At 65.7% G+C, this 12,748-nt stretch carries 12 protein-coding genes; 8 read left to right on the top strand and 4 right to left on the bottom strand.

The features are described from left to right. Positions 1-23 precede the first annotated feature (23 nt). The 5 genes from QNI11_RS10685 (at position 24) to QNI11_RS10665 (ending at position 4,858) form a co-directional block, all read left to right on the top strand. Positions 24-734: an RlmE family RNA methyltransferase gene (locus QNI11_RS10685; protein ID WP_100930484.1), complete on the top strand. Its 711-nt coding sequence runs from the start codon at positions 24-26 to the stop codon at positions 732-734. Between the two features lie 358 nt (positions 735-1,092). Further along, positions 1,093-1,719, top strand: coding sequence for an SGNH/GDSL hydrolase family protein (locus tag QNI11_RS10680; RefSeq protein ID WP_283983395.1), 627 nt, complete (start codon positions 1,093-1,095; stop codon positions 1,717-1,719). After that, entirely contained in the window at positions 1,716-2,162 is a 447-nt protein-coding gene (locus tag QNI11_RS10675) for a lipocalin (RefSeq protein ID WP_283983394.1), read from the top strand. Before QNI11_RS10680 ends, QNI11_RS10675 begins: the two co-directional genes overlap by 4 nt. A gap of 13 nt (positions 2,163-2,175) precedes the next feature. Continuing rightward, a complete protein-coding gene (locus tag QNI11_RS10670) occupies positions 2,176-3,600 on the top strand; it encodes a carnitine 3-dehydrogenase (protein ID WP_283983393.1) in 1,425 nt (474 codons plus the stop codon). Beyond that, positions 3,593-4,858, top strand: coding sequence for a glycerate kinase (locus QNI11_RS10665; protein WP_283983392.1), 1,266 nt, complete (start codon positions 3,593-3,595; stop codon positions 4,856-4,858). The genes QNI11_RS10670 and QNI11_RS10665 overlap by 8 nt, the downstream gene beginning before the upstream one ends. A 12-nt stretch (positions 4,859-4,870) precedes the next feature. Here the strand turns inward: QNI11_RS10665 and QNI11_RS10660 are convergent, their stop codons facing one another. Further along, positions 4,871-5,617, bottom strand: a complete 747-nt coding sequence (locus QNI11_RS10660) for a hypothetical protein (RefSeq protein ID WP_283983391.1) — start codon at positions 5,615-5,617, stop codon at positions 4,871-4,873. A gap of 133 nt (positions 5,618-5,750) precedes the next feature. Between QNI11_RS10660 and QNI11_RS10655 the strand changes: the two genes are divergently transcribed. Continuing rightward, complete coding sequence (locus QNI11_RS10655; RefSeq protein WP_283983390.1) at positions 5,751-6,626, top strand: glycosyltransferase family 2 protein; 876 nt, start codon at positions 5,751-5,753, stop codon at positions 6,624-6,626. 15 nt (positions 6,627-6,641) lie between these two features. On the opposite strand, the gene QNI11_RS10650 is transcribed toward QNI11_RS10655, so the two are convergent. The 3 genes from QNI11_RS10650 to QNI11_RS10640 all read right to left on the bottom strand — a co-directional run bounded on the left by QNI11_RS10650 (position 6,642) and on the right by QNI11_RS10640 (position 9,215). Continuing rightward, entirely contained in the window at positions 6,642-7,178 is a 537-nt protein-coding gene (locus QNI11_RS10650; protein WP_283983389.1) for a hypothetical protein, read from the bottom strand. 258 nt (positions 7,179-7,436) lie between these two features. Then, complete coding sequence (locus tag QNI11_RS10645; RefSeq protein WP_283983388.1) at positions 7,437-8,807, bottom strand: M20/M25/M40 family metallo-hydrolase; 1,371 nt, start codon at positions 8,805-8,807, stop codon at positions 7,437-7,439. Between the two features lie 75 nt (positions 8,808-8,882). Next, the gene (locus QNI11_RS10640) at positions 8,883-9,215 is read right to left on the bottom strand and encodes a 5-aminolevulinate synthase (protein WP_100930491.1); all 333 of its coding nucleotides are present in this window, start codon (positions 9,213-9,215) and stop codon (positions 8,883-8,885) included. A gap of 354 nt (positions 9,216-9,569) precedes the next feature. On the opposite strand from QNI11_RS10640, the gene hemA reads away from it, so the two are divergent. Both hemA and QNI11_RS10630 read left to right on the top strand, forming a co-directional pair. Further along, positions 9,570-10,793, top strand: a complete 1,224-nt coding sequence (gene hemA / locus QNI11_RS10635) for a 5-aminolevulinate synthase (RefSeq protein ID WP_283983387.1) — start codon at positions 9,570-9,572, stop codon at positions 10,791-10,793. Positions 10,794-10,913: 120 nt separating this feature from the next. After that, the gene (locus tag QNI11_RS10630; RefSeq protein WP_283983386.1) at positions 10,914-12,677 is read left to right on the top strand and encodes a helix-turn-helix domain-containing protein; all 1,764 of its coding nucleotides are present in this window, start codon (positions 10,914-10,916) and stop codon (positions 12,675-12,677) included. Positions 12,678-12,748: the final 71 nt, after the last annotated feature.

Raw genomic sequence — 12,748 nt, 5'->3', positions numbered from 1 at the left:
TGACAGGACAGGGTCGCGACACGATGGCGAAGGGGCCGAAGAACTCATCCGGACGCGGGCAGCGCGATCTGAAGGTCAAGGTAAAGACCGCCCGGGGGCGCAAGCTGTCCTCGACCCTCTGGCTGCAACGTCAGTTGAACGACCCCTACGTGAAGCGGGCGAAGGAAGAGGGCTACCGCGGCCGCGCGGCGTTCAAGATCCTCGAGATCGACGACAAGTACCGCTTCCTCGTGCCCGGCGCGCGGGTTGTCGATCTGGGCTGTGCACCGGGCGGCTGGTGCCAGGTTGCGGCGCGGCGGGTCAATTCCCTTGGCGAGAAGCCCGGCAAGGCTCAGGGCTTCGTGCTTGGCATCGACCTGCAGGAGGTCGATGCCATCGCCGGCGTGGAACTGCACCAGCTCGACTTCCTCGAAGACGGGGCCGACGACAAGGTGAAGGACTGGCTGGGCGGCAGCGCGGATGTGGTGATGTCGGACATGGCCGCAGCCTCTTCCGGTCACAAGCAGACCGATCACCTGCGCATCATCACCCTGTGCGAGGCGGCGGCGGAACTGGCTTTCGACGTGTTGGAAGAGGGCGGGACCTTCGTGGCGAAGGTGCTGGCGGGCGGGGCCGAAGGCACGCTCCAGTCCACCCTGAAGCAGCGGTTCGACAAGGTGGCGAATTTCAAGCCGCCCGCAAGCCGTTCGGATTCATCGGAAAAGTTCGTCGTAGCCACCGGCTTTCGGGGCTGAGAACCGGCTCAGCAGGGCCCGCAGAAGGCTGGGCCTGCGCCGCGGTCCCGCTGTCAGCGACTGCGCGGCACTGGCCTGAATGCGCAGGCTGTCCTCTGCCGCAAGCAGATCGGGCCGGGCCTCCCGCGGGGCCTGCGTCTGTCGGTGCAGGTCGAACAGGCGCGCGTGTCGTCCGGAGCGCTGCTCCGGCTGGTGAGTGGCGGTCGAGATGGTCACGTCAATACCCCCGGCAGAAGGGTGCCCCACGTGTTCAATTGCATGAGACCGGGGCGATTCCAAGACGGTCGAGGTGCGATTTGGTGGCATGGGGATTGACCATGGCCGCGCGCCGGGTCTCACTGCACGCAAAGGAGGCACCATGGCAGTCATTTTATGCTTCGGCGACAGCAACACGCACGGGACCGCGCCGCTGGACCGGCCCGGCGGTCAGGCGCGCCATCCGAAAGGCCAGCGCTGGCCCGACGTGCTGGCAGCGGAACTGGGCGACGGGCACGAGGTCATCCAGGAGGGCCTCCCCGGTCGGACCACGGTGCACGACGATCCGGTGGAGGGCGGCTGCCGCAACGGGCAGGCCGTGCTGACCGCGATCCTGCACACCCACCGGCCCATCGACCTGATGCTGATCATGCTTGGCACCAACGACCTGAAGAACCGCTTTTCGGTCACCGCCTGGGAGATCGCCCGCTCGGTCGAACGGCTGGTCATCATGAGCCGGGCAGAGGCCGTGGTGTCCGACTTCATGGTCATCGCGCCTGCTCCGGTGCGTGAATGCGGCGCGCTTGAGGCGCCCTACCTCGGGGCAGAGGCGCGACAGCAAGGATTGACCGAACGGCTGGCAGAGATGGCGGAACGTCAGGGCATCGGGTTCTTCGATGCGGGCCAATACGCCACCGTGTCGCCGAAGGACGGTGTCCATTGGGAACCGGAGTCGCATATCGCTCTGGGACAGGCGCTGGCCCCCGCCATCCGGGCCCGCCTGTCTTGATCCGCGCAGTGCCGGCGATCCTGCTTGTGGCGGCCTGTTCGGTCGCGCCCCAGGCACCGCATGCGCCGATCCCGGTCCGCAACCCGACAACCGCCGTGGCGTCGCAGGTCAACGCCGATCCCGCGCGCGTCCAGGGCCAGTGGGTCGTGGTGCAAAGCAGCCGGGCGCGGCCCGGAACCCCGGTCCGCATCGGCAACGGCGCCCTGCAGATCGGCCCGGACGCGCAGGCCTTCGTGCCGAAGGGTCAAGGCCGCTTCGTATCGGGCGAGACGGAGGTCTGGGTGCACTGGCTCGACGATGACGACCGGACGGTGGCCATGGGCGCGCCGGGGGGCGCCTGGTTCGCCATTCTCGACCGGACGGGCCGCCCCGGAGAACGGCTGAACGCAGCACGGGACATCCTGGAGTGGTACGGGTACGACCTGACCCGGGTGATGAAATGAGGGAGAGCGTCACATGACGAAGATAGCCACCATCGTCGGCGGCGGGGTGATCGGCGGCGGCTGGGCCGCGCGCTTTGCACTGATGGGTTGGGACGTGCGGATCTTCGACCCCGATCCGGAGGCGGAGCGCAAGATCGCAGAGGTGATGGCCGGCGCCGCCCGCGCCCTGCCGATGCTCTACGAGGCGCCGATGCCGAAGCGCGGCAAGATCACCTTCCACAAGGATCTGGCGGAGGCGGTCTCGGGCGCCGATTATATCCAGGAAAGCGTGCCTGAACGGCTCGACCTCAAGCACAGGGTCATCCGCGAGATTCAGGCCCATGCGCCCGAAGGTGCGGTCCTGGGCTCCTCCACCAGCGGGTTCAAACCCTCCGAGTTGCAGGAGGGCGCCACTCGACCCGGACAGATCGTCGTCGCGCATCCGTTCAACCCGGTCTACCTGCTGCCGCTGGTCGAGCTGGTGCCGGGCGGGGCGGACGATGCGACGGTGGTCCGCGCGCGCACCATCCTGACCGAGATCGGCATGTACCCCCTGCATGTGCGCGCCGAGATCGACGCCCATATCGCTGACCGTTTCCTCGAGGCCGTCTGGCGCGAGGCGCTGTGGCTGGTCAAGGACGGCATCGCCACCACCGAAGAGATCGACAATGCCATCCGCTACGGGTTCGGCCTTCGCTGGGCGCAGATGGGCCTGTTCGAGACCTACCGCGTCGCGGGCGGAGAAGCGGGGATGCGGCACTTCATGGCGCAGTTCGGGCCGTGCCTGTCGTGGCCCTGGACCAAGCTGATGGACGTGCCCGAGTTCACCGATGAACTGGTGGACCTGATCGCCGACCAGTCGGACGCGCAGTCGGGCCAGTTCTCCATCCGCGAGCTGGAGCGTCAGCGGGACGACAACCTCGTGGCGATCCTGCGGGCGCTCAAGGGCCGCGAGGCGGCGGCGGGCAAGCTGATCCTCGACCATGACGCGATGCTGCGCGGCGACCTTGGCGACGGCGTGCCGCTGGTGACCGTCCGTCGCACCGTACCGGTCGACTGGACCGACATGAACCGCCACATGAACGAAGGCCGCTACGGGCAGGTGTTCTCCGACGCGTCCGAAGAGCTGATGACCCACATCGGGGCCGACCGGGCCTACATCGCGGCGGGCCACAGCTATTTCACCGCCGAAAACAACATCAAGTATCTCGCCGAAACCATTGCTGGAGAAGAGTTTTACGTTAAAACGCGCGTCACGCTGGGCGAGGGCAAGAAGCTGCGCCTGTGGCACGAGATGAAGCGCGCTTCGGACGATGCACTCCTGTCGACCTGCGACCAGTTCATGCTGCATGTGTCCCTCGAGACGCGCCGTTCCTGTCCGCCGCTGCCGCATGTGCTGGAGGCCGTCGAACGACTGGCCGCCGCCCACGCCCGCAAGGAGGAGATGACCGATGGATAAGCGCGCCTTTCTGACCGATCTGTTCGAGGCCGCCGTGGCCGCCGCCGACCCCATGCAGGCGCTGCGCGACGTGCTGCCGCCGAAACCGCCGGGGCGCACCGTGGTCGTCGCCTTAGGCAAGGGCGCCGCGCAACTGGCGGCCGCCTTCGAAGAGCTGTGGGAAGACCCGGTAGAGGGCGTCGTCGTCACACGCTACGGCTATGCCGCGCCCTGCAAGCACCTGAAGGTGATCGAGGCCGCGCACCCGGTGCCGGATGCCGCCGGTCTCGCCGCGACGGAAGAGGTGTTCAACGCCGTCTCCGGCCTGACACCCGGCGATCTGGTCGTGGCGCTGGTCTGCGGTGGCGGCTCTGCCCTGCTGCCAGCCCCGCCCGAAGGTCTGACGCTTGAGGACGAACAGGCGCTTAATCAGGCGCTTCTGGCGTCCGGCGCGCCCATCGGGGTGATGAACGCGATCCGCAAGCATGTGAGCCGGATAAAAGGCGGGCGTCTGGCCGCTGCCGCAGCACCGGCGCAGGTCGTGTCGCTGGTGGTCTCGGACGTGCCGGGGGACGATCCGGCGCAGGTCGCCTCTGGTCCGACGGTACCCGACTGGGTCACGCGCGAAGACGCGCTGGCGATGATCCGGGCGCGCAACATCGCCCTGCCGGAAAAGGTCATGGCCCACATCGCGACGGAGGCCGCCGCGGCACCCTCACCGATGGACCCGGCCTTTGAACGCAACGTGGTCCGGGTCGTGGCCTCTGCCCGCTTATCGCTCGAAGCGGCGGCGGCCAGGGCCGAGGCAGCGGGCATCACGCCGGTGATCCTGTCGGACGCAATCGAGGGTGAGGCGGGCGATGTCGGCTCGGTCCACGCCGCCATCGCGCGCGAGGTGGCCCGCCGGGGCCGTCCTTTCAAGCCGCCGGTTGTCATGCTGTCAGGCGGCGAAACCACCGTGACGCTGGGCGAAACCCCGGGCCGCGGCGGTCGGAACACCGCTTTCCTGCTGGGGTTTGCCCTTAGCACAGAGGGGATGCCGATCAGCGCATTGGCGGCAGACACCGACGGCATCGACGGCACCGAAGACAATGCCGGCGCCTTCTGTGACGGTCAGAGCATGGCGCGGCTGCGCGAAGCGGGGCACGACCCGCGCGACTTCGTCCGCAAGCAGGACCCCTACGGCGCCTTCGACGCGATAGGTGACATCTTCGCGCCCGGGCCAACCGGGACAAACGTGAACGATTTCAGGGCGATATTCATCGAAGCTGAAACCTGACGCGAAGCGCGGTCAGTAGACGTAACCCAGGCGCGCCTCGGTCGTCAGGTCGAGGGCGTCGCGCAGGAAGTCGAGGTCGGCCTCCGGCACGTCGCGGGGCGTGTCGGGGCGATCCGCGACGGCGGGCGAGAACTTCGACCCGAGCCGCTTCATGACGGGGCGATAACCGCCTTCCGGCATCGGCAGGCCAAGACCCTCGTGAACGCCGCGCAGAAATGCCTGTGGGTCCGCCTGCACGGCTTCCATACGGCAGAGCACCACGGCCGACCCGCGCATCAGGAAAGACAAGAGCCCCTCCAGCTTGGCCCGCCGCAGCGCGAAGAGGTTGGCAAAGGTCGCCCCGGTCACCGGGTGGCGGTCGTGCTGCAATGGCAGACCTTCGCCGCCGATCTCCTGCACCTGCGGGAAGTATCGTTTGCGGTCGGCGATGGTGGCCCATTCGGCGCGGATGAAATCGGAGTACCCCATGGCCTGCATCGCGGCTGGCGTGTGCCAGGGCTTGGCGTGCATCGACAGGCTCCAGGCGCGGGCATCCCGGACGCAGCAGACCACCACCGTATCCGCCGGAATCGCGGTCATGTGCGGGAAGCCATGTTTCCAGCCAAGCGCCTCGGTCGGTTGCAGGGCAGAGTTCCGCCCGATCAGCCGCTTGACGAAATTCGTGCCGGACGACCGCTCTCCGAAGACCTGGAAGCGGCGCACGGAGGCGGGGCCGGAAACGATCTGCCAGCCTGTCCGGGAAAACTCGTCTGAGATCATGCTCGCGCCTCGCGGGTCTCTTTTTCGCAACCTTAGTGAGGCGCGTAACAGAATGCGATTCTCATGTTCGGGGTCCTGCGGTATCCTGCGGCGCAAAGGCCACGGAAGCGGGCGACACGAGGGATACGAGCGGATGCAATCGGTTGCGGCGGCACTCACCATGGTGCGGGACGATGCCTTCTTCCTGAAGGCCTGGTTGCGCCACTACGGCGAGGTCTTCGGGCGCGAGAACTGCTATATCGTCAACCATGGCCGGGGGGATGAGGTCGCCGCGCTGGCCGAGGGCTGCAACGTCATCGGCATCCCCGGCGATCCGCATCCCAACTTCGACATGAAACGCTGGCGGTTGCTGAACAACCTCGTGCAGGGGCTGCGCTGCTACTACACGCACGTGGTGGTGGGCGACGTGGACGAGCTGGTTGTGGTGGACCCGGACGACGGGCGCGACCTGCTGGAATACCTCACCGAGACGAAGCCGCGCCGGTTCCTGACGCCGCTGGGACTGGAGGTCATCCATCGCATCGACGTCGAGGAAGAGGAGATCTCCGACCATATCCTTGGGTCCCGCCGGCATGTGCGCCTTGCGCCGCATTATTCGAAACCCTGCATCGTCAGCCACGGGGCCAAGATCGCCCGGGGTGGCCATTTCACCCAGTACGACAAGCTGCACGCGCCGGACGAACTGTACCTGTTCCACCTGAAATTCTGCGATTTCCGCAACTATACGGAGGTGATGAACGCCCGCAACGCCGTGACGGAGAGCGTCGGTGCGGATGTTCAGACGGCGTCCATCGGGCGGCACTGGTTCGCGGAGGCGCGGGGAGAGGATCGCGCGGTGTTCGAAGCGTTCGCGGATCTGGAGATGATGGACGGCTTCGACTTCGGGTGGGTGCGGAAACGCATGCACCGAAGCTGGGGACCGCGCGGCGAAACCGGGTTCTGGCACTTTGCACGCCCCGAGTTCGAACAACAATACGTGGTGCCGGACAGGTTCGTGGGCGCGTTCTGAGGGGCGCGCTGGGTGTCAGTTGCCGCCGGACGAGACGAAGGCCAGATCGTGAACGCCAAGCCCGGGAAAGGTGCCCTCGATCGCTGCGCCCGCGGTTGCCAGGGCATTCCGGCTGTGGCCGTCCAGCATGCCGAAGCCCGTGCTCCAGACGCCGGATGGGGTGTAGAACAGCACCAATGCCGCGATTGCGCCGACAAGAACACCGCCGGAGTTCGTCCGCTTGCCGCCGGTCTTCATGAAGTAGCGGAAGACGTGCAGGGCCAACACTATAAAGGATGCCACGATCATCGCGGCGAGGCCGTTGAAGATCCAGTCGTGGTATTCAGCGGGAAGCGAGCCTTGCTTCAGCGAGGAAGCGATCAATTCACGGTTGGTCGAAACCGCAACCACGAGATAGATCCAGCCGAAACCCGTCAGAGTTGCGGCGAACGGGCGGGCGACCGTCGTGTCCCGGGTCGTAGCCGATGCACCGGGGCGACAAAAGCGGCTCTCCACGCGAGAGAGGCGTTGACAAAAATCCGCGTGGGTCTGTTTTCGGATCGCTGTGCTCATGCCTCATGTCTAAAAGCGGATTCGGGCCAAATCAGGGTCAATTGAGGCGAAATGGCCACAATCTGACCTTACCATGGGTTGTATTTTAACCTTTTGGGAGAGATTTGGCCGAAGCGGCGCAGTTTGATGGGGCGGAACGCCAAGGCCGCCGCATTCGGGTTGCACGGCTTGACCAAGGGTAAACTTGACATACCCAACAGCTAAACCCCTGCGTGTGCGGGCCGGTCCCCGACAGACCGGCCCGGCCGTTCGCTTGCCTCAGCGGATGGCGTCGAGAATCCGGGCCCAGCTCCGGATGCCTTTGTGGAAGCTCTCGACGTCGTACTTCTCGTTCGGGGAGTGGATCTGGTCGTCGTCCTTGCCCCATCCCACCAGCATCGTGTCGAGGCCGAGGTACGTCTTGAAGTAGCCCGCGACGGGAATGGATCCGCCGCATCCGGTGAAGGCGGCCTCTTCGCCCCATTCGTCGCCCAGCACCGCGCGGGTCTGCTCGAACGCCGGGTGATCGATGGACATCTGGCTGGCCGGAGAGGCGCCGTGGGCGTGGAACTCGGCGGTGACATCCTCGGGCAGCTGCGCCTTGACCCATGCCCGGAAGTGTTCGCGCAGGGCGTGCGGGTCCTGCTGGCCGACAAGGCGGAAACTGACCTTGGCAGAGACCTTCGAGGGCAGCACAGTCTTGAAACCGTCGCCGGTATAGCCGCCCTTGATGCCGTTGATCTCTGCCGTGGGGCGGGACCAGATCATCTCGAGCGCGGTATGATCCTGTTCGCCCGCGGGCTTCGACAGGCCGACGTCGCCAAGGAAGGTGGCGTGGTCGAAGTTCAGGCCGTCCCACTGTGCCTTGATGTCCGCCGGCAGGTCGGGAACGTCGTCGTAGAAGTGCGGCACCTGAATGCGCCCGGTGTCGTCATGCAGGTTGGCGAGGATCCGCGACATCACCCGGATGGGGTTCATTGCAGCGCCGCCGTACATGCCGGAGTGCAGGTCCTTCGACGGGCCTGTCAGGACGATCTCCTCGCCCAGAAGGCCGCGCAGCTGCGTCATGATGGCGGGCGCGCGGCTTTCGAACAGTCCGGTGTCGCAGATCAGCGCGATGTCCGCCTTCAGTTCGTCCGCGTTCTCCTTCAGGAACGGAATGAGCGAGGGAGAGCCGCTTTCTTCTTCGCCCTCGAAGAAGAAGGTGATGCGGCAGGGCATCTCTCCGTGCACGGCTTTCCACGCGCGGCAGGCCTCGACGAAGGTCATGAGCTGGCCCTTGTCGTCCGATGCGCCGCGCGCCCGGATCACGCGTCCTTTCGGCGTCTCCTCGATGGCCGGATCAAAGGGGTCGCGGTCCCACAGTTCCAGCGGATCGACCGGCTGCACGTCGTAGTGTCCATAGAAAAGGACATGAGGTCCGGTGCCTTCGACATGGCCGACGACCATCGGGTGGCCGGTGGTCGGGCGCTTGGTCGCCGCGATCCCGATGCTCTCGAGGTCGCTCACCAACCAGTCGGCGGCGCGGTCGACGTCCGCCTTGAACGCGGGATCGGTGGAGATCGACGGGATTCGGAGCAGGTCGAAGAGCCGCTCCATCGCGGCGTCGAGATCGGAATCGATACGGTCGAGTACTGGGTCGAGGGACATGTGTGCTCCTTTGCCATGGGCCGGCATTGGCCTTTTGGCGGAGCCTAGCGGCAAAGCGGTCGGTGTCCAGACGGCTCAGACCGCGACGATGGCCAAACCGCCAAGCACGATCATCGCGCCCAGTGCCTGCCTGAGCGTGAAGCCCTCGCCGATACCGAAGGCGAATCCCAGGACGATCACCGTCTCGACGCCCAGCACGAGAATGTAGATGATCGAAAGGTGAGTCTGGCGCATCAGCGCGACCTCTGCCGCGAAGGCGAGGAGGAACCCCACGACGGCAAGGGCGATTCCCGGCAGGAGCAGCCCGCTGGCCGCGCCCTTCATTCCGACGGTCGCCAGAACGTAGCCGAAAGCGGTGACGAGGATGAGGGGCAGGGTGGAGTTGACCGTGTTGTGAATGGTGAGCACTGGCAAACCTTTAAGTTGAAACGTACTGAAAATGTCATGAAAACGAATGCCTTGGAGGGTAGGCTGTTAACCATTTCACGCGAAGTAGGGAAAACCGGACCTCAGCCTAAGGTCGGTAAGTGGCAGGGTGGTCAAGGAGGTTTCCGATCCACTAAAAAGGTTCCGAGCGGAAAGGTGGAATGGAGATCTTTCTTTGAAGCCTTTGATCTTTGTCAAAGATGCGACGGAACGTCCGAGCCTAAACGGTAGACACATGACGCCGCGCGCATTAGTTATTCACGAACTTGAATGCAGCCCGGGGCCGCACAAGGGACGCGAACCACAGCGTCCCCACAATGACCAAGGAGGAGCCCGGTGGACTACACCGCGAAACTCGACGACGCACTGAACCGTCTGCATGAAGAAGGCCGTTACCGGACCTTCATCGACATCGAGCGCAAGAAGGGCCAGTTCCCGCATGCCACCTGGCGCATGCCGGACGGGACCGAGAAGCCGATCACGGTCTGGTGCGGCAACGACTACCTTGGCATGGGCCAGCACCCTGTCGTCCTGCAGGCTATGCACGAGGCCATTGACGCCACCGGCGCCGGTTCGGGTGGCACGCGGAACATCTCCGGGACCACGGTCTACCACAAGCGGCTGGAGGCGGAACTCGCCGACCTGCATGGCAAGGAAGCGGCGCTGCTGTTCACCTCTGCCTACATCGCGAACGACGCGACCTTGTCGACGCTGCCGAAGCTCTTCCCGGGCCTGATCATCTATTCCGACGAGCTGAACCACGCCTCCATGATCGAGGGCGTGCGCCGCAACGGCGGGGCGAAGCGGATCTTCAAGCACAACGACCTCGACGATCTGCGCGCCAAGCTGGAGGCTGACGATCCCGCAGCGCCCAAGCTGATCGCCTTCGAATCGATCTACTCGATGGACGGCGACTTCGGCCCGATCGAGGCGATCTGCGATCTGGCCGACGAATTCGGCGCGCTAACCTACATCGACGAGGTGCACGCGGTCGGCATGTACGGCCCGCGCGGTGCCGGTGTGGCCGAACGTGACCGCCTGATGCACCGCATCGACATCATCAACGGCACGCTGGCCAAGGCGTTCGGCGTGATGGGCGGCTACATCGCGGCAAGCGCGAAAATGTGTGACGCCGTGCGCTCTTATGCGCCGGGCTTCATCTTCACGACCTCGCTGCCGCCGGCCGTGGCCGCGGGTGCGGCCGCCTCCGTCGCGCATCTGAAACGCGACCAGGGACTGCGCGACAAGCACCAGACCCAGGCGAAGATCCTCAAGACCCGGCTGAAGGGCATGGGGCTGCCGATCGTCGATCACGGTTCGCACATCGTGCCTGTGATCGTCGGCGATCCCGTGCACACTAAGATGCTGTCGGACATGCTGCTCGAGGGTTACGGCATCTATGTCCAGCCGATCAACTTCCCCACCGTGCCGCGCGGAACGGAGCGCCTGCGCTTCACTCCTTCGCCGGTTCACGGGCCCGGCGAGATGGATCATCTCGTCCACGCGATGGACGAACTGTGGAGCCACTGTGCGCTGAATCGTGCTGAATTGGCGGGGTAACCTACGGTACTTCTGTCAATTGTCTTGCGATGTGGTAACGTTATCGCAATAACCGGGCTGCACGAATCGTGATTGCCCGGATGGGCAGGACGGACAGACAGTGAAGTGGGGCAGTCTCGTATGATCGGGCGCAAAACCCATAGCAATAACGGCGTGACGGACCCCTCGGTGCAGGGGTTCGACGATTACGCCCTGCGATTGGGCGACGTGATGCGCGGTGAGCGCGCGACGCTGGGCAAATCGCTGCTGGATGTGCAACGGGAACTGCGGATCAAGGCAAGCTACATCTCTGCCATCGAGAACTGTGACCCCTCTGCTTTTGACACACCCGGGTTTATAGCCGGTTACGTCCGTTCCTACGCTCGATACCTTGGTATGGATCCCGACGAGGCCTTCGCCGGGTTCTGCAAGGAAAGCGGGTTCTCCGTCGCGCACGGCATGTCGCAGGAGGCCTCCGTCATCCGCAAGGCGCATGACGACGAGGCGCCGAAGCCGCGGGCGCGCAATCCGCTGGCCGAACCGAAGATGCCCTTCGCACCGGCCTCCGACAGCTTCTTCAGCCAGATCGAACCGCGCGCCATCGGGTCGTCGCTGGTTCTGATCGCCCTGATCGGCGGCATCGGCTACGGCGGTTGGACCGTTCTTCAGGAAATCCAGCGCGTTCAGGTGACGCCGGTCGACCAGACCCCGGTCGTCCTCAGCGAACTGGACCCGCTTGACGCCGCCAAGGCCGGAAAAGGTCAGCCGGAAGGGGCCGAGACGGAGCAGATGGCAGGTGTCTTCACCCCGCCGTCCACCGAGGCCTTCGATCGGCTTTACCGTCCGCAGGCGCTCGACGTTCCGGTGCTCGTGGCGCGGGACGAGCCGATCTCGACCCTCGATCCGGACAGCGGCGGGCTTTACTCCGGTCGCGGTCCGTCGCTCCCGCGCGTGGACGACAGTTCGCTTGCCGCGGCGGCGCTGGCACAGGGCCTGATCGACCAGGCATCTACCGGCGTGGTGCCGGTAACGGCAGGGTCCGGCGTGACGGTCGTAGCAGTGCGTCCGGCCTGGGTGCAGGTCAAGGACGAGGCGGGCACTGTGCTTTATTCGCGCGTCATGAACGCGGGCGACGCCTACCCGGTGCCGCGCAACGCGGGAACGCCGAAGATCCAGATCGGCGAATCCGGCGCGATCTACTTCAACATCGAGGGCGAGACCTACGGTCCCGCGGGCAGCCGCGGCGCCGTGAGCGAGGACGTCTCGCTGGCGGCGGCGGACCTCGTCGACCGTTTCGAGCCCGCGCAACCGGGTGCCGACGACGATCTTATGGCGGTTCTCGTCGAACTCGACATGAAGCGCGCCGCTGAGCCGGTCAAAGTGGTGGCCGCACAGGCCCCCGCCGCACCTGTCGCACCCCGGGCTTTTGCCGCGCCGCGCCTCTACGATGCGCCGTCTTCCCCGGAACCGGCGCAGCAGGCACCGGCACAGGTGGCCGAGGCGGCGGCGGCACAGCAGGATGCCGTGCCGAATTCGCCGCGCGTGCTGGCCGAGACGCCCCCGGGCATCACCGTCGTCGCCACGCAGGAAACCTGGGTGGAGGTCACGTCGCCTTCCGGCAAGAAGCTGTTCGCCCAGACCCTGCAGGCGGGGCAGACCTACCAGGTGCCGCAGACCGATCAGCCGCCGACCATCTTCTCGGGCAATGCAGGCGGCGTGTTCTTTGCCGTCAACGGACAGACCTTCGGGCCCTACGGCTCTACCGGCCAGTTCGGACGCAACCTCGCCCTGTCGCCGACCGCCATCCAGCAGCAATTGCAGGTGGCGGACCTGAGCGCCAACCAGACCCTCGCGCGGGTCGTCGCCGAGCTGAACCTCCAGTCCGCGGACGGGCCGGGGCGCTGACGGCAGGTTGCGGGTTGCAATCTGCCTGTCACGATAACAGGTCACACTCAGCAAGCAGGTCGCTCGACCGC

It is taken from the genome of Sagittula sp. MA-2 (genome assembly GCF_030126985.1).
In the GTDB taxonomy this organism is placed as follows: Bacteria; Pseudomonadota; Alphaproteobacteria; order Rhodobacterales; family Rhodobacteraceae; genus Sagittula.
Note: the sequence above shows the minus strand (reverse complement) of the source record. Positions and strands in the feature narration are given on the sequence as shown.